Source organism: Brachybacterium fresconis (genome assembly GCF_017876515.1).
GTDB lineage: Bacteria > Actinomycetota > Actinomycetes > Actinomycetales > Dermabacteraceae > Brachybacterium > Brachybacterium fresconis.
Map to the genome: position 1 here is coordinate 753,678 of NZ_JAGIOC010000001.1, position 15,320 is coordinate 768,997.

17 protein-coding genes are annotated in these 15,320 nt (G+C 69.5%); 13 read left to right on the top strand and 4 right to left on the bottom strand.

All coding sequences use genetic code 11. The features are described 5' to 3' along the window. Nucleotides 1–18 precede the first annotated feature (18 nt). From JOF44_RS03370 to JOF44_RS03395, 6 genes are read left to right on the top strand one after another with little or no spacing between them, the layout of a single operon-like run. Nucleotides 19–1,047, top strand: coding sequence for a YeiH family protein (locus tag JOF44_RS03370; RefSeq protein ID WP_209887414.1), 1,029 nt, complete (start codon nt 19–21; stop codon nt 1,045–1,047). A 54-nt stretch (nt 1,048–1,101) separates the two neighbouring features. Continuing rightward, on the top strand, nt 1,102–1,515 hold the full coding sequence (locus JOF44_RS03375; RefSeq protein WP_209887417.1) for a TOBE domain-containing protein: 414 nt from the start codon (nt 1,102–1,104) through the stop codon (nt 1,513–1,515). Continuing rightward, the gene (gene modA, locus JOF44_RS03380; RefSeq protein ID WP_209887419.1) at nt 1,512–2,270 is read left to right on the top strand and encodes a molybdate ABC transporter substrate-binding protein; all 759 of its coding nucleotides are present in this window, start codon (nt 1,512–1,514) and stop codon (nt 2,268–2,270) included. Before JOF44_RS03375 ends, modA begins: the two co-directional genes overlap by 4 nt. 10 nt (nt 2,271–2,280) lie before the next feature. Then, complete coding sequence (locus JOF44_RS03385; RefSeq protein ID WP_209887422.1) at nt 2,281–3,051, top strand: ABC transporter permease; 771 nt, start codon at nt 2,281–2,283, stop codon at nt 3,049–3,051. Beyond that, complete coding sequence (locus JOF44_RS03390; protein WP_209887425.1) at nt 3,048–4,097, top strand: sulfate/molybdate ABC transporter ATP-binding protein; 1,050 nt, start codon at nt 3,048–3,050, stop codon at nt 4,095–4,097. The genes JOF44_RS03385 and JOF44_RS03390 overlap by 4 nt, the downstream gene beginning before the upstream one ends. A 37-nt stretch (nt 4,098–4,134) precedes the next feature. After that, on the top strand, nt 4,135–4,725 hold the full coding sequence (locus JOF44_RS03395) for an endonuclease III domain-containing protein (protein WP_209887427.1): 591 nt from the start codon (nt 4,135–4,137) through the stop codon (nt 4,723–4,725). Here JOF44_RS03395 and JOF44_RS03400 read toward each other — a convergent pair. Beyond that, nucleotides 4,697–5,542, bottom strand: coding sequence for an alpha/beta fold hydrolase (locus tag JOF44_RS03400; protein WP_209887429.1), 846 nt, complete (start codon nt 5,540–5,542; stop codon nt 4,697–4,699). The two genes, JOF44_RS03395 and JOF44_RS03400, sit on opposite strands and share 29 nt — an antisense overlap. Before the next feature lie 57 nt (nt 5,543–5,599). On the opposite strand from JOF44_RS03400, the gene JOF44_RS03405 reads away from it, so the two are divergent. The 3 genes from JOF44_RS03405 (at nt 5,600) to JOF44_RS03415 (ending at nt 7,070) form a co-directional block, all read left to right on the top strand. Continuing rightward, on the top strand, nt 5,600–6,073 hold the full coding sequence (locus tag JOF44_RS03405; RefSeq protein ID WP_209887432.1) for a MarR family winged helix-turn-helix transcriptional regulator: 474 nt from the start codon (nt 5,600–5,602) through the stop codon (nt 6,071–6,073). 177 nt (nt 6,074–6,250) lie between these two features. Beyond that, nucleotides 6,251–6,451 carry a hypothetical protein gene (locus JOF44_RS21070; protein WP_342591652.1) on the top strand — a complete coding sequence of 67 codons (201 nt, stop codon included), beginning with the start codon at nt 6,251–6,253 and terminating at the stop codon, nt 6,449–6,451. A 10-nt stretch (nt 6,452–6,461) separates the two neighbouring features. After that, entirely contained in the window at nt 6,462–7,070 is a 609-nt protein-coding gene (locus JOF44_RS03415) for a glyoxalase (RefSeq protein WP_209887435.1), read from the top strand. On the opposite strand, the gene JOF44_RS03420 is transcribed toward JOF44_RS03415, so the two are convergent. Continuing rightward, a complete protein-coding gene (locus tag JOF44_RS03420; protein ID WP_209887437.1) occupies nt 7,067–7,915 on the bottom strand; it encodes a helix-turn-helix transcriptional regulator in 849 nt (282 codons plus the stop codon). The two genes, JOF44_RS03415 and JOF44_RS03420, sit on opposite strands and share 4 nt — an antisense overlap. A 101-nt stretch (nt 7,916–8,016) precedes the next feature. Between JOF44_RS03420 and JOF44_RS03425 the strand changes: the two genes are divergently transcribed. Continuing rightward, nucleotides 8,017–9,021 carry an aldo/keto reductase gene (locus tag JOF44_RS03425; RefSeq protein ID WP_209887439.1) on the top strand — a complete coding sequence of 335 codons (1,005 nt, stop codon included), beginning with the start codon at nt 8,017–8,019 and terminating at the stop codon, nt 9,019–9,021. 410 nt (nt 9,022–9,431) lie between these two features. After that, nucleotides 9,432–9,569, top strand: a complete 138-nt coding sequence (locus JOF44_RS03430) for a sigma factor-like helix-turn-helix DNA-binding protein (protein WP_209887442.1) — start codon at nt 9,432–9,434, stop codon at nt 9,567–9,569. A gap of 10 nt (nt 9,570–9,579) precedes the next feature. Here the strand turns inward: JOF44_RS03430 and JOF44_RS03435 are convergent, their stop codons facing one another. Both JOF44_RS03435 and JOF44_RS03440 read right to left on the bottom strand, forming a co-directional pair. Continuing rightward, nucleotides 9,580–12,756, bottom strand: coding sequence for a DEAD/DEAH box helicase (locus JOF44_RS03435; RefSeq protein ID WP_209887444.1), 3,177 nt, complete (start codon nt 12,754–12,756; stop codon nt 9,580–9,582). A 318-nt stretch (nt 12,757–13,074) separates the two neighbouring features. Next, nucleotides 13,075–13,605, bottom strand: coding sequence for a hypothetical protein (locus tag JOF44_RS03440; protein ID WP_209887446.1), 531 nt, complete (start codon nt 13,603–13,605; stop codon nt 13,075–13,077). Between the two features lie 226 nt (nt 13,606–13,831). Between JOF44_RS03440 and JOF44_RS03445 the strand changes: the two genes are divergently transcribed. Then, nucleotides 13,832–14,173, top strand: a complete 342-nt coding sequence (locus JOF44_RS03445) for a sulfate permease (protein WP_209887448.1) — start codon at nt 13,832–13,834, stop codon at nt 14,171–14,173. 75 nt (nt 14,174–14,248) lie between these two features. Further along, a complete protein-coding gene (locus tag JOF44_RS03450; RefSeq protein ID WP_209887450.1) occupies nt 14,249–15,253 on the top strand; it encodes a DNA-processing protein DprA in 1,005 nt (334 codons plus the stop codon). The last annotated feature ends 67 nt before the right edge of the window (nt 15,254–15,320 follow it).

Below are 15,320 nucleotides of genomic sequence, written 5' to 3' on the forward strand. Positions count from 1 at the left end.
CGGTGACAGGGTTCTTCCATGCCCTCGCCCCTCGCCGAATCCCGCACCGCCACCGCCGCTCCGTCGGCCCGCCGCACCCTCGCCCCCGGCCTGCTGCTGTGCCTCGCCGTCGCCGTGCTGGCGCAGCTGATCGCCCCGCTCATCCCGGGCGTGAGCGCTCTGATCATCGCGATCGTGGCGGGGATCCTCGTCGCCAACACCACGGGACTGCCCTCCGCCGTCTCCGCCGGCACCGACTTCTCGGCGAAGAAGCTGCTGCGCGCGGGCATCGTGCTGCTGGGGCTGCAGCTGGTGCTCGGCGACATCCTCGCGCTCGGTGCCCCGATGCTCCTGGTCGTGGTGGTGATCGTCGGCGGCGGCATTCTCGGCACCGTGGCGCTGGGCCGGCTGCTGGGCGTCGCGCCGCGTCTCGCGCTCCTGGTCGCCTGTGGGTTCTCGATCTGCGGTGCCGCCGCCGTGGCCGCGGCCGCCGGGGTCACGGATCCCGAGGACGACCACGAGGAGGACACGGTCACCGCCGTCGCCCTCGTCGTGCTCTGCGGGACGGCGATGATCGCGCTGGTCCCGCTCGCCTCGGCCCTGATCGGGCTCGCGCCGGGCACCGCCGGACTCTGGGCGGGCGGTTCGATCCACGAGATCGCCCAGGTCGTCGCCGCCGGCGGCGTGCTCGGCGGCGGGGCGCTCGCCGTCGCCGTCGTCGTCAAGCTCGCCCGCATCCTGATGCTGGCCCCGGTGATGGCCGTGCTCAGCGCCCGGGAACGGCGCCGCGGCGGGGCCGATGGTGCCCGCCCGCCCCTGGTCCCCGTGTTCGTCCTCGGCTTCCTGACGATGGTGCTGCTGCGCTCGTTCCTGCCGCTGCCCGCCGCGGTGGTGGACGCCGGGTCGGTGCTGCAGACGATCCTGCTCGGGGCGGCCATGTTCGCCCTCGGCACCGGCGTGAAGGTCCGCGCCCTCCTGCGGGTCGGGGCTCGTCCCTTCGCCCTGGCCGCCGCCTCCACCGTGCTGGTCGCCTCGATCGCACTGCTCGGGGTGCTGATCGTCGCCTGACGGCCCGGAGCAGCACCCCTTCTTCTCCGCATGTGCGTCGCTATAGTGGTTCTCATGACGCAGATACGGGTTCGAGACGCAGCGGCTTTCCTCGGAGTCAGCGACGACACCGTGCGCCGCTGGATCGAGAAGGGAACGCTCGAGGCGACGGCCGACGCCTCCGGGCGCACGGTCCTGGAGGGCACGGAGGTCGCCCGCATGGCCCGGGAGCTCGCCGTGACCCCGGAGCCCGTCGGCAGCCCCCGGTCCTCGGCGCGCAACCGCTTCGTCGGACTCGTCACCGACGTCGTCCTGGACACCGTCATGGCGCAGGTCGAGCTGCAGTGCGGCCCCTTCCGCGTGGTCTCCCTGATGAGCAGCGAAGCCGCCCGGGAACTCGGCCTCGAGCCGGGAATGGTCGCCAGCGCCGTCGTGAAGGCGACCCAGGTGGTCATCGAGGCCGAGCCCGCGCCGGGCGGACGCTCATGAGAGCCGTCTCCCGCCTCGGGGCCGCGACGGCCGCCCTGACCCTGGCTCTCGGCGTCGCCGGCTGCTCCGGCTCGTCGGCCTCCTCCGACACCCTCGTGGTCTACGCCGCCGCCTCGCTGCAGGAACCCTTCGAGGAGCTCGGCGAGCGCTTCGAGGCCGCCCACGACGGGGTCGCCGTGCAGTTCAGCTTCGCCGGCTCCTCGACCCTGGTCGCCCAGATCCGGGAGGGCGCCCCGGCCGACGTCTTCGCCTCGGCCGACACCCAGAACATGGACAAGCTGACAGGCGCTGACCTGCAGGGCGCCGAGCCCGTGGACTTCGCGACCAACACGCTGATGATCGCCGTGCCCGCCGGCAATCCGGCCGGGGTCACCGACCTCGCCTCGCTCACCGAGGACAGGCTGGACCTCGTCGTCTGCGCACCGGAGGTGCCGTGCGGGAGCGCGACGGAGACCGTCGAGCACACCGCGGGGATCGAGCTCTCCCCCGTCAGCGAGGAGCAGTCGGTCACAGATGTGCTGGGGAAGGTCACCAGCGGCCAGGCCGATGCCGGACTGGTCTACGTCACCGATGTGCGCACGGCCGACGAGGTGGAGGGCATCGCGTTCCCTGAGTCCGACAGCGCCGTGAACACCTACCCGATCACGACGGTGGCCGGCAGCGAGAACGCCGCGCTGGGCGATGAGTTCATCGACCTCGTCACCGGCACCGCGGGCCAGGAGGTCCTGGCGGAGTACGGATTCGCCGAAGCATGAGGTCTTCGGCATGAGGTCGCTGCCCCGCTGGGTCCTGGTCCCCGCCCTGCTGGGCGGGCTGTTCGTGCTGCTCCCGCTGATGGCCATGGCGACTCGGGTCCACTGGGGTGATCTCGGCGCGCTGCTGACCAGCGACTCCTCCCTCGCCGCGCTGCGGCTGAGCCTGAAGACCTCCGCCACCAGCGCTGCCTGCTGCGTGCTGCTCGGCGTACCCATGTCGCTGCTGCTGGCTCGCTCGAGCTTCCCGGGGCTATCCCTTCTGAGGTCGCTGATGCTGATCCCGCTGGTGCTGCCGCCGGTGGTCGGGGGCATCGCCCTGCTGTACACCTTCGGCCGCCAGGGGCTGATCGGCCAGCAGCTCGAGCTGCTGGGGGTGCAGATCGCCTTCTCCACCACGGCGGTGGTGCTCGCGCAGACCTTCGTGGCGCTGCCCTTCCTGGTGATCAGTCTCGAGGGGGCGCTGCGGACCGCGGGCACCCGCTACGAGGCGGCCGCCGCATCGCTCGGTGCCCGCCCCACGCGGGTGCTGATGCAGGTGACCCTGCCGCTGGTGCTGCCCGCTCTCGTCTCGGGCACGGTGCTGTCCTTCGCACGGGCGCTCGGCGAGTTCGGCGCGACGATCACCTTCGCCGGCAGCCTCCAGGGCACCACCCGCACCCTGCCGCTGGAGATCTATCTCCAGCGCGAGACCGATCCGCAGGCGGCGGTCGCCCTGTCCTTCCTGCTCATGATCGTGGCGGTGGCGATCATCGCGGTCACCGGCAGGCGGGCCGCGCTATGAGCCTCACCGTGGGCGCCACGGTCCCCGAGCGCGGGATCGACGTCGAGCTCGAGCTCGTCGGCGGCGAGACTCTGGCTCTGGTCGGTCCCAACGGCGCCGGGAAGTCGACGATCCTGTCCCTGATCGCCGGGACCCTGCGTCCCGCGACCGGCACCATCGCCCTCGACGGCCACGTGCTGACCGGCCCGCGGACCTGGGTGCCGCCGCATCACCGCGCCGTCACCACTCTCGCCCAGGACCCCGTGCTCTTCCCTCACCTGAGCGTGCTCGGCAACATCATGTTCGCCCTGCGCGCCCAGGGGATGCCGCGACGACGCTCCCGACGGGAGGCCGAGCGGTGGCTGCAGGAGATCGGGGGGCCGGAGCTCGCGGACCGTCGGCCCGCCCAGCTCTCCGGCGGGCAGGCGCAGCGTATCGCGGTCGCCCGGGCCCTGGCGGCACAGCCGGACCTGCTGCTGCTGGACGAGCCGCTGGCGGCGCTGGACGTCGATGTCGCCCCCGCACTGCGCGACCTGCTGCGCCGGGTCCTGGCCGAGCGCTCCGCAATCGTGGTCAGTCATGACGTGCTGGACGCGGTGACGCTCGCCGACCGGGTGGCGGTGATCGAGGCCGGACGGATCGTCGAGTCCGGCTCCGCCGCCGAGGTGCTCACGCGCCCGCAGGCCGCCTTCACCGCGCGCCTGGCCGGGATGAATCTGCTCCGCGGCGTCTGGGACGGTCGCGCGATGCGCCTCGGCGAGGAGGGAGGCCAGGCCATCCTGCGGGGCGAGCCGGTGGAGCCGATGGCCGCCGGCACCCCGGTGCGCGCGACGGTTCGCCCAGCGCGAGTCCGACTGCACGACGGGACCGACGCGCCGCCGACGGCGACGGTGCTGCCCATGACGCTGACGGGCCTCGAGCCCTTCGGCGACATGGTCCGCGCCCGGTCGGCCGGCATCGCCGCGGACCTCACGCCGCAGCAGCTGGCGGGCCGTGACCTGAGAGCCGGTGCCGAGGTCCGCTTCCGTCTCGAGGCGGAGGACGTGAGCATCTACCCCGCACTCTGACCGCTCGCGCTGCTCTGCGCCGGGGCACAATGGGGCGATGGACGAGATCGACCTGCGCTCGCTCCATCACGAGCTGCGCGGGCGCCACGGCCCCCAGGGCTGGTGGTGGCCCGGCGAGGAGCCCTTCGAGATCGCCGTGGGTGCGGTGCTGGTCCAGCGCAGCCGGTGGGAGCAGGCCGCGCAGTCGATCGAGGCGCTGCGCCGGGCCGGCCTGCTCGAGCCGACGGCCCTGGCGGCGGCCGATGAGGAGCGGGTGCGGGAGCTGGTGCGCGGCTCCGGCTTCCCGGCCTCGAAGCCGCGTCGGGTCCAGGCCCTCGCACACTGGGTCCGACAGCGTGCCGTCCACGCTCGCGAGCTCGAGGACGCACCGCTGAGGATCGAGCTGCTGGGGGTGGAGGGCATCGGCGAGGAGACCGCCGACGCGATCAGCCTCTACTGCTTCGCCCGCCCCGTCTTCGTCTGCGACGAGTACGCCCGGCGGCTGCTGCGGGAACTGGGCATGGAGGTGCCCAGCTCCTACCGGGCGTTCCGTCGGGCGATCGCGCCCGCGCTCGAGCGGGCCGAACTCTCCGTCGCCGAGCTCGCCGAGCTGCACGGGCTCATCGTCGAGGAGGGGAAATCCGCCTGAGGAGATCGCGCAGCGCCCCGTTGAAGAGCTCCGGTCGCTCGAGGTTCGGGTAGTGGGAGGCGCCGGGGACCTCGACGTATTCGCCGTCGGTGACGGTCTCGGCGAGGCGGCGACCGTTGGCGATATGGTCCGGGCCGTCCAGGGCACCGCACAGGGCGAGGACGGGGACATCCACCCGGTCGAGCAGCTGCCAGGTCCCCGTCACCGGGGTCGGCGGGAGCGGAAGGATCGGGGTGCCGTCGGCGTCCGTGCGCAGGTGCTGCTCGAGGGTGTCCCGGGCCATGGCGTCGACGAGGTCGCGGACCGCCGGATCGACCTGGTCGAGGGTGCGGTGGGGACCCGCCGTGAAGCGCTGGAGGACGTCGATCCACCCCTGGAGGTCACCTCGCTGCTCCGCAGCCCTCCAATCGGCGAAGGCCTGCAGTGCCCAGGGATCCTCGAAGACCGGCTCGCTCGTGCCCGTCCCGCCGACGACGATCCCGGCCACCCGGGTCGGACTCTCGATGGCGAGGTCGCAGGCGGTGCCACCGCCCATGGAGACGCCGACGGCCACGACCTGTTCGATCTCCAGGGCGTCCAGCAGGGCGAGGACGTCGTCGACGAGCCGGAAGGGGCCCTCGGCGTCCGAGGAGCCGCCGTGGCCGCGGGCGTCGGGGGCGAGTACGCGGCGTTCCGGAAAGGCGTCGAGCTGCAGATGCCACATGCGGGAGTCGACCGCGCCGCCGTGCAGGAGCAGCAGGGGCTGGCCCGTCGGATCCTCCGGCCCGACGTCGAGGTGGGCGATGTGCTGGTCGGCGAGTTCCACGATGCGTTTCATGACACCCAAGGTGTCATGGTGACCCGTTTTTGACAACCCAGGTGTCATACTGGGGCGATGAGTTCTCCGCTGCCCCCCGACGCCCTGGCCGCTCGTCTCGCCGAGGTCTATGTCGCGCTCGGCCCGGTCTACCGCCGGGTCTCGCGGATCGTCGAGCACGACGAGTCCGTCAGCGGACTGTCCGTCGGCGTGCGCAACGTGCTGGACCAGTTGCGGCGGGACGGCGAGCGCACCGTCCCCCAGCTCTCTCGACACCAGGACCTCAGCCGCCAGTTCGTCCAGCGCATGGTCCACGAGGCCCGGGCGGCCGGACTCGTGCAGCTCGTGGACAACCCCGCCCATCGCCGCTCGTCCCTGGTGCGGATGACGGCGGCGGGGCAGGATGCCATCACCGCGGTGATCGCTCGCGAGCACGAGCTGATGGGCCGTGTCGGCGGGGGCCTGACCGCCGACGAGCTCGCCGCGACCCTCCGGGTGCTGCACCACATGGACGAGGCCCTGATCGAGATCGAGGCGGCGGCGCGCGGATGAGTGCACGGCCGTTCGACGCGACGCAGGAGCTCGAGGACTACCGCCCGCGGCACGGGCGGTTCCGGGTCCTCGACATTCCCACGCGGAACGTCCTGATGATCGACGGGCAGGGGGGCCCGAACTCCTCTGCGGCCTACGGGGGCCGCGCCTCAGGCCCTCTATCCTCTGGCGTACGCCGTGACGTTCCGCAGCCGGCGCGAGCTCGGACGCGACGACGTGGTCCCGCCGGAGGTCATCCCGGCTCGGGGGCTCGAGATCACCGGCCTGCACCACGAGATCTACCTCGGCGACCCCCGCCGCGCCGCCCCCGAGAGGCTGCGCACGATCCTGCGCCAGCCGGTCAGGAATCGAGAAGCGACGGAGCGGCGGCCGCATTAGCGTGATCGCCATGACGACGATCACACAGCTCCTGCTCGAGTGCGACGACCCCGAGACCGCCGACCGCTTCTACTCCGAGGCTCTGGGTCTCGGCGATCGGATCCGCACCCGCGCCACCGAGAGGTCCAGCACGGGCTTCCGTGGCGCGACCGTGTCGCTGGTCGTGCCCGACCCCGGCGTCGTCGACGGCTTCATGGCCGCCGGCACCGCCGCCGGGGCGCGCGCCGTGAAGCCCGCCACGAGGAACCTCTTCGGCTACGGCGGCACGCTCCTGGCGCCCGACGGGACAGTGGTCACCGTCGCCACCTCCTCGAAGAAGCCCACCGGCGCCGCACCCGGCACGGTCGACGAGCTCGTGCTGCAGCTCGGGGTGGCCGCGGTCGCCCCCAGCAAGGAGTTCTACGTGGCGTGCGGCACCGAGGTCGCCCAGAGCTACGGACGCAAGTACGCCAGCTTCGCCACCGGGCCGATCTCGCTCGCTCTGCTCAAGCGCAGCAGTCTGGCCAAGGCGGCCGGTGTCGCCGCCGAGGGCAGCGGATCCCATCGGCTCGCGATCGTGGGCGACCTCGGTGAGCTCACCGACCCCGACGGGTTCCGGTGGGAGGCGCCGGGCCTCTAGCTGCTGCGCATCAGCTGCGTGCCGATGACGGCGAGGAGGTCCAGCTTCTCCTGGGCGCCGGTGCCCTCCAGGGGGAAGAAGGCGTGCATCGCGACGTCCTCGTCGGGGGTCAGCAGCACCTCGCAGCGCATCTCGATCGCTCCCACCTCGCCGTTGATGATCGTCTTGCGGTCCGAGCGGCGCACGCCGACGTCGTGGAGGTCCCACAGGCGCGCGAACTCCGAGCTGGCCGCCTGCAGCTCCTGGACCAGGGCGGTGACCTCCCGGTCGCCGCTGCGGCGGGTGAAGGCCGCGCGCAGGTCGGCGACATGGGCGGCGGAGATCCGCTCCCACTGCTCCTCGGCGAGATGGCGGCCCGACGGGTCGGTGAACCAGCGCAGGATGATGTTGCGCTCTCGCGGCGTCCCCTCCAGCTGATCACCCAGCAGGGCCTGTCCCAGCGGATTTGCCCAGAGCACCTCGCCGAGATCGGTGGTGATCACCACCGGGAGATCCGTGAGGCGATTGCCCAGGGCGATCAGCCCGGGGCGCACATGCCGACCGGCACGGCGCGGCGGCGTCGGGTGCCCCGTCAGACGGAACAGGTGATCGCGCTGGTCCTGATCGCACTGCAGTGCCTGCGCGATGCCGGTGATCACCCCGACGGAGGGCGTCGAGCTGCGCGCCTGCTCGAGCCGCGTGTAGTAGTCGACCGAGACGCCGGCCAGCATCGCGACCTCCTCCCGGCGCAGTCCGGGCGTGCGTCGGCGGGTGCCCTCCGGCAGGCCGGCGTCGACCGGACGCAGCAGGGCGCGGCGGCGGCGGAGGAAGTCGGCGAGGTCGTGGAGCTCCTGGCGGGCAGTCATGACCCCATCCTGCTCCCCCGCGCCCGCCGCATCCAGGGAGAGGCTCTCCCCCGATGCTCCGGGCCTCGTCCCGGAGCCGCTCGGCGCGCAGGCTGGTCGCCATGACCACCACAGAACAGTCCACGCACCGACCCACCACCCGCCGCCTCGGAACGACCGGCCCGATCGTCACCTCCCCGGGACTGGGGGCCATGAGCCTGTCCGGGGTCTACGGCCCCACCGACGACGCCGAGAGCCTCCGCGTGCTGCACGCCTATCTCGACGTCGGCGGCACCCTCATCGACACCGGGGACTTCTACGGGGCCGGCCACAACGAGATGCTCATCGGCCGCGCCCTGCGCGAGCGCTCCCGGGACGACGCCGTGCTCTCGGTGAAGTTCGGCGCCACCGTCACCCCCGAGGGCATGCCCGCCGGATTCGACACCCGTCCCGAGCACGTGAAGTCCTCCCTGGCCTATTCGCTGCGCCGTCTCGGCGTCGACCACCTCGACATCTATCGACCCGCCCGCCTGGACCCGGAGGTGCCGATCGAGGAGACCATCGGAGCCGTCCAGGAGCTCGTCGAGGCGGGATATGTGCGCCACATCGGGCTCAGCGAGGTGGGCCCCGCGACCATCCGTCGGGCCGCGGCCATCGCCCCGATCAGCGATCTGCAGATCGAGTACTCCCTGCTCACCCGCGACATCGAGGACAACGGGATCCTGGCCACCTGCCGCGAGCTGGGGATCGGCGTGACCGCCTACGGCGTGCTCGCCAAGGGGATGGTCGCCGGCCGCACCGGCGGCGCGCGGCAGGCCTTCCCCCGCTTCCAGGGGGAGAACCTCGAGCGCAACCGAGCGCTGCTGGAGCAGATCCAGGGCATCGCCGCCGCGCAGGGCGCGACCATGGCGCAGCTCGCGATCGCCTGGGTCGCCGCCCAGGGCGTGGACGTCGTACCGATCGTGGGCGCGCGCCGTGTCGACCAGGTGACCTCGATGCTCGCCAGCTCCGCGGTGCACCTGGGCGAACAGGACCTGGCCCGGATCGACGCGGCCCTGCCCGTCGGTGCGGCCCAGGGCGACCGCTACCCCGCCGAAGCCATGGCGCAGCTGGACAGCGAGGGCTGAGCAGCCGCACGACACCGCCGCCGTAGGACCGCAGAGATGCGCGGGCGCTGAGCCCGGACAGCAGAAGGGCCCCACCTCACGGTGGGGCCCTTCTGACGAGTCACTGTCTCACGGTTTCTCGAGTGGACCTAGCGGGAGGCTTGTCGAAACTTGCCCCGCCGTTGGCACGCATGTCCGCAAGCCACCAGGCCATTCGGAAGCGCACTTGTCCCTCGCGCCCTCGGAGGCGCAAGGTCGCTCAGGTACCCAGACCGGACGAGGCGGCGCTTCGTGACGCAGAAGCCGCGTACCTCGCGGGAAGGTCGTTGAAGGCGATCGCGAAGGAAGTCGGGATCGGGCACGAGCGGTTGTCGCGCCTCCTCCGCGAACGCGGAGTCAGGCTACGGAGGCAGCCCCCTACTCGGGAAGAGATGGCTGAGATGCAGACCCGCTACAACGAAGGAGCCTCGCTTGAGCGGATCGGGGCAACACTCGGCTACTCGGCCGGGACGGTCAGGACCCGTCTGCTCACAGCCGGGGTCGTGCTGCGCGACTCCCACGGACGATAGTTCAGTGCGATCAGGCCGATCCGTAGACCTCAAACCCGCCCTTCGTCACAGTCTGCACGTATGAGGCGGCACCGGCGATGAGTCGTAGCTGCTCGTCACTCGCTGAACCGATGCTCAGCCCTGGCTGGGCAATGATCGTCGTGAACCGCGGGAACAGCAGAGACGCTTGCTGCCTGATCCGGAAGAGCTTTTCGCGATCCCCGATTTCGAACGCCGACCCACCCAAGCGACGCGTGTAGCCTGCGGCCCGGCGATCAAGGTGTTCGAGGAGCGGTAGCGCGGCGTGATCTCGCCACCGTGCGCCGCGCATCGCCTGGCCGCAAACTTCGTAGAGGTCGGCAAGCCGGGATCCTGCATCTGGTTTCGAGGAGTACTTGCAGTGCACGAGCGTGACGTGCAGGTCCCCTCCATCGACTCGGATGCCGACTAGGTCAGCCGCCTCACCCGACCTGTCATCGTCGATGAGGACGTCAAAGGTCTGGTTCTCGCCGAGATAGCGTGCCATGAATGCCTGGATCGAGTCTGCCCTGCGATCGGGACCCTGCGATTCGACGGTGATGTTCGCACCTCCGGTGGCCCAGTCGAGAGAACGCAGGTTGTCGCGGGGGTATGGCGGAAGCTCGGTTCGAGGCGCGAGCAGCCGGTCATCGCCAGTGATCAGTCGGTCGCCCGAGAGAAGGAGCGTGGGCTTGTGGTTGTTCAACCAGGTTGACAGGGGCGTCGTCGATCCGCGCCCTCCCTCGACCGTGGCATCGTCACCCAGCGCACGATAGTGGACACCGGTCGAACCGAACCGTGCCTCGTACGGGAGCTCCCACGTAGGTGTGACGACAGAAAAACGAAGCGGGCCGTCGACGCCGTAATCGTCGATCCTCAATCCGGCGTCGGTCAGCGGGACGCCGTTATCGTTGAAGGTGACGCGTGAGGACGTTCCAGTGCCGACGTAGAGCTCCCATGGCCACTCGACCGCGAGAAACGGATACGGGGGCCGCTCCTTGACATCGACAGGGACGATCATGTCGCGAAACAGCGAGCGGACGTCGACGGAACGATCCCGGAGCTTTGCACCCTGATCGCGACACCACCGGCGCCACTCCGCGAGGTTCGACGCAGTTCGCATCGACCAGAATCTCCCTGACAGCGCCGCAGCAATGGTGACGCGCTCTCCCTCCTGGAAAGCTTTGGCTGCGACGTGTGTGTTCGACTTGTGGTTGCGTTCAGCTTCCGTCAGCGCGGTCTCGACATCGCTGCCCACGTGCATCGAGAAGCGCTTGTCGCGATCCCGAGCATCGAGGAGCCCGATGTTCGTCGGGACGAGACGGTCGAGCATTGCGAAGACCTTGAAGGTGTCGTAGCCGTTGACGGGCATCGGCTCGTGCCCGACCACCGCCTCGACGAGATCGTCAAGACTCCGTTTCGTATCGGAACAGTGGATATAGAGGAGACCTTGGGTCCGGTCGAGGAAGAGCACGACGAGTGTGTAGTCAGTCGCGCGCAGGGATGGGATGTCTCCCCAGCGGAGGTCGGAGACGGTCTCGATCACGAACCAGGCGATGGTGTCCTCGCGGTTGACGCTGATCAGGCCGTCCAAGATCGTGTCGCCGTAGACGGAACGGGCGGCGAGTGGGTCCCAGTCGACTGTCGTCGTCGCGAAGGCGCGAGCGCTCATCTTCGGTTCCAGCAGGCCAACAGGTACGTCCGGCGGGTTGTCGACGAACGATGCCTCGAACTCGCTGATCTCGTCGGCGCGCTCTGTTGCACGCTCCGTGATGTCGCTGAGGACCTTGTCCCAGTCGGGATCCTCGCGCAGGAGAAACCGCAGCGGCGAGAGCGCCTGCTTCGGGTCCTGGCGGATGAAGACGCTCGCTGTGCCGACCGGGACTGGAGCAGACGTACGGGCGAGCCGGCCGATGAGCTGGACCATCGGACTCAGGGATCGATGCGTATCGTGGAACGCTCCGACCTTGAGCGTGGGGAGGTCGAACCCTTCGCCCAGCATGTCGACGCAGACGATCACTCGACTGGAGCGCTCGCGCATGGCGTGGATCGCGGCGTCACGTTCGCTCGCGCGCAGCGAGTCGTAAATCACCTTCGGAGCGAACTCGGGGGCGAGCCGTGAGTACAGCGCGTGGATCTCGTCGGCTCGGGGCTTCGTCCCGACCCGCGCCAGCAGCAGGTGTTCGTGCCCGGCGGCCAGATCGCTGCGAAGCCGGGACAGCGCGGACAGGGCAAGCTCTTCGTCATCGTCATCCAGATCGAGGACGGCCGTGAAGTCAATCGTGCTGAAGTAGCCCTCCTTCTGCGCCTCCCGTAGCGGGAAACGAAAGATCACACGTCCCGGCAACGTCAACCCGTCACGCCGGTATGGAGTCGCGGTGAACAGCAGCACGGGACGCTCACCGAAGGCACGGATGATTTCCGTCCACGTTCGCGCCGGCGCGTGGTGCGCCTCATCAACCAGGAGATGCGTGAACTCGGAGAAGAACGCTCGCCGTACGGCCGGCTCCGACGCGTGGATCGCGTTCGGAGTCGCCACCACGACGTTGCAGGCAGCCACGAAAGCGGATGCGTCCTCTTCGCTGTCAAATCGTCCAGCGACCCGCCCGACCCGCGGTCTCATAGCGCTCGGACCGACGATGCCCTCCCGCTGGAGGATGCCAAGCGTCTCGAACTTCGATGCGATCTGCTCTCTCAGAGCCGAGGAGGGGACCACGACGAGGACACGTTCCGGACGCTGCGCGACCAGCCACGCCAGCATGGTCTCGGTCTTGCCAGTCCCCGTTGGCATCACCACGATTCCCGGCTCAGTGAGGCCCGAGGACTGGTATCCGACGATGGAATGCAGCGCCCCGATCTGCGGACGGCGCAGGCTGTGTGGCCTACTGTGGGTCGTGAACCCGATCGCTCCGTCGAACGAGTCCCGCACGGCATCCGCAGGTATGAGGCGTCTCGATCCAGTCCAAGTGATCTCGTCGCTTGACGCGCTGTCCTCTGGAAGGACGGCGGCGATCCCTTCCCCGAGCGGCTCGCCTGGTCCTGATGCGGTCAGCCAGTGGCCATACCTGCTTCGAACGTGCGGGACGTCGCTGTCCGCGAGGTCGAGCCCGTCGTGGGCAGGAACCAGCAATTGCCGGACGGTGTTCTTACCGACAACCTCCGTTGTCGACCAGACGTGGCCGGTTCTCACGTCAGCCATCCTGCGGTGCGCATCGCGAAAGCGCGCTTGACAGACCCAGTCATGCCAAGACGGAATGGGCCATGATCAAGGGCGTTGCGGAGGTTCCACCACGAACATGCTTCAGCGCGCTGCGCCAGGGCTGGTGTCGTCACCGGATGCCTCCTACCGGTGACACGGTCACCTATCTGTAGATTCTCATTGCACTCATCATGCTGGACCGCACGCGCTCCTTCGTGAGCCGACACGCGGAACCCTCACGAGAGGGCAGCATCGGGCGGCTGGCTGCCGTTGCCCGATGTGCGGTCGAAGGGCACCGGCATGCGGCTGCTAGAACGGCAGCGACGTTCCAAGAGCATCGATGACCTCCCGCGCGGCTTCGGCAGTCTCCTCAGTCGCGGCCTTCCCGAGACCCGCGCTGATCGGGGCAAGCAGCCCCTTGATGAGAGTGACGCCCCGGCGCACGATGCCCTGATCGGGCTCGGACTTGACCACTTCCTGGAGGACGAGGTTGGCGTTCTCGCGAAGCTCGGCCCCGTCGGTCTCATCAAGCTGAAAACTCGACAGGCTCGCCAGAATGTCGGTGAGCAGCTGCGCGAGCTGCTCGTAGCCAGGAGCCACCTGCTCGCTGTGCTCCTGAGTCTGCGTGACGTTCTGGTTGTCCCATGCGAGCTGGGCGTGGTCGCCGTTCACAGTGACGACCGGTCCGTTGTAGTTATTGACCGTCGTAGCCGCCGGCAGCGAGACGGCACTGTGCTCAGCCTGCAGCGGCACTCGGACAGGGTTCTTGGCGAACTCGCGCTCGATCTCGCGCGACATCTTCCGTATCGCCTGCTTGTTGATCTTGAACCCGTTCGCCATCCTGCACCGCTTCCATATCGCCGACTGTCACCCTCTAGGATCTCACGCGAGCCTCACCAGCTCGCCGAGGACGCTCTTCCGTTCGCCGGATGTCAGGAGTATTTTGGGTTGTAGGTGGCCTCTACCTGCTTGACCATCGCCGGACGCGGTGGGACGACCAGACGGCTTCGGCCGGAGCGGTCCTTCTTGATTCCTTGTCGCCGGAGACGAGGAGAGGACTGCGCTCATGTTCCGCCTGATCTTGACCGCCAGCGTCCACACCCGCTACTTCCTGCGCCGCTGCATGCCCACGAACATCCTGCTCGATGCGATCCGCACGCGCCGCGGCCTCAAGTGGGGTGTCCCGGCGATGCTGCTGGCCGTCCCCTACCTGTACGTGGCGGGCATCCTGAGAGTGCTGATCGAGGATGGCGGACCGGGCTGGCTGCATGTGCTGGTACTGGTGTGCGTCTGGAACGCGATGAAGTTCGCGATCATGGGCCCAGTCAGTCTCGTCCTGTTGCTCCGCGTCCGGGCCGCGGAGTGGCGGGATCGCCGGGTCTCACGCCTTCCCGTCGTCGCGGCGTAACCGCCCCCACGTACCCGCCTCTGACGGGTGCCGTGCACCTTCTCCACGTCATCCGACCGAGAAGGAACCCAGATCATGTCCGCGACCACCGACCTGGCCCACGACGAGCGCACCGCGCGCATGCTGCTGTCGATCCTTGCCGAGCCGGATGATCCCGTCACCGGACGTGTCCTCGTCCGCGTCGGTGCGGTCGAGACACTGCGCCTCGTCGACGACGAGGCCGCAGTCCCAGGGTTGAACCGTGTGGAGGCCGCGATGTGGCGTGACCGCCTGGCGCTAGCGCATCGGCTGGAAGATGTCGCGGAGCGGATGCACGGCATCGAGCAGAGTGGCTTCACCGTGCTGATACCGGGTGACGAGCACTGGCCGAAGGCCCTCGCAGACCTCGGTGATCGCACCCCGTACGTGCTGTGGGCACGAGGCGCGACGTCTTTCTTCGCACGTCCGATGGAGGACTTCGTGACGATCACCGGCGCGCGAGCATCGACTTCCTACGGACAACACATGGCTGGTGAGCTGGCCGCCGATCTCGCCGGTGCTGAGCGTGTAGTGGTCGCCGGGGGCGCATATAGGATCGAGGGCGCGGCGCACCGTTCTGCGCTGGCTGCGGGCGGGGACACGGTCGCGGTACTGGCCGGTGGCGTCGACCGCCCCTACCCGTCCGGTCACCGGGAACTGCTGGACCGTGTCGCAGACGTCGGCCTGCTGATGAGCGAGATGCCGCCGGGCGCAGCCCCAACGCGGCATCGGTTCCTGGCCCGCGGACGACTCTTGGCGGCTCTGTCCGACGCCAGCGTCGTCGTCGAAGCAGGAGTGCGCTCAGGCTCACTCCGTGTCGCGGCCGAAGCTCGCGTGCTGGGTCGCGGCGTCGGCGCGGTGCCTGGCCCGGTGACCTCAGTGACGAGCGCGGGACCGCACATGATGCTGCGCGATGGGACAGCTCGTGTCGTCACGAATGCCACGGACGTCGAGCACCTGACACGTCGCCCATCGGAACATGGGATCGAACGTTCGGAGCTGGGCCCCGAGTTCTCCCGCTCGCCGAGACCGAGCGCGCCCGGACAGACGCGATCCATGTAGGAACCCCTACCGACGTTCCCTGAGCTGAGTCCCCGCACTCGGACCAGTCGGTGGGAGGCCCTCTTCT

Excerpts from the sequence above, each read along its gene's own strand:
- JOF44_RS03370 (WP_209887414.1), top strand. The coding sequence starts at position 19 with ATGCCCTCGCCCCTCGCCGAATCCCGCACCGCCACCGCCGCTCCGTCG.
- JOF44_RS03375 (WP_209887417.1), top strand. The coding sequence starts at position 1,102 with ATGACGCAGATACGGGTTCGAGACGCAGCGGCTTTCCTCGGAGTCAGC.
- modA (WP_209887419.1), top strand. The coding sequence starts at position 1,512 with ATGAGAGCCGTCTCCCGCCTCGGGGCCGCGACGGCCGCCCTGACCCTG.
- JOF44_RS03385 (WP_209887422.1), top strand. The coding sequence starts at position 2,281 with ATGAGGTCGCTGCCCCGCTGGGTCCTGGTCCCCGCCCTGCTGGGCGGG.
- JOF44_RS03390 (WP_209887425.1), top strand. The coding sequence starts at position 3,048 with ATGAGCCTCACCGTGGGCGCCACGGTCCCCGAGCGCGGGATCGACGTC.
- JOF44_RS03395 (WP_209887427.1), top strand. The coding sequence starts at position 4,135 with ATGGACGAGATCGACCTGCGCTCGCTCCATCACGAGCTGCGCGGGCGC.
- JOF44_RS03400 (WP_209887429.1), bottom strand. The coding sequence starts at position 5,542 with ATGAAACGCATCGTGGAACTCGCCGACCAGCACATCGCCCACCTCGAC.
- JOF44_RS03405 (WP_209887432.1), top strand. The coding sequence starts at position 5,600 with ATGAGTTCTCCGCTGCCCCCCGACGCCCTGGCCGCTCGTCTCGCCGAG.
- JOF44_RS03415 (WP_209887435.1), top strand. The coding sequence starts at position 6,462 with ATGACGACGATCACACAGCTCCTGCTCGAGTGCGACGACCCCGAGACC.
- JOF44_RS03420 (WP_209887437.1), bottom strand. The coding sequence starts at position 7,915 with ATGACTGCCCGCCAGGAGCTCCACGACCTCGCCGACTTCCTCCGCCGC.
- JOF44_RS03425 (WP_209887439.1), top strand. The coding sequence starts at position 8,017 with ATGACCACCACAGAACAGTCCACGCACCGACCCACCACCCGCCGCCTC.
- JOF44_RS03430 (WP_209887442.1), top strand. The coding sequence starts at position 9,432 with ATGGCTGAGATGCAGACCCGCTACAACGAAGGAGCCTCGCTTGAGCGG.
- JOF44_RS03440 (WP_209887446.1), bottom strand. The coding sequence starts at position 13,605 with ATGGCGAACGGGTTCAAGATCAACAAGCAGGCGATACGGAAGATGTCG.
- JOF44_RS03445 (WP_209887448.1), top strand. The coding sequence starts at position 13,832 with ATGTTCCGCCTGATCTTGACCGCCAGCGTCCACACCCGCTACTTCCTG.
- JOF44_RS03450 (WP_209887450.1), top strand. The coding sequence starts at position 14,249 with ATGTCCGCGACCACCGACCTGGCCCACGACGAGCGCACCGCGCGCATG.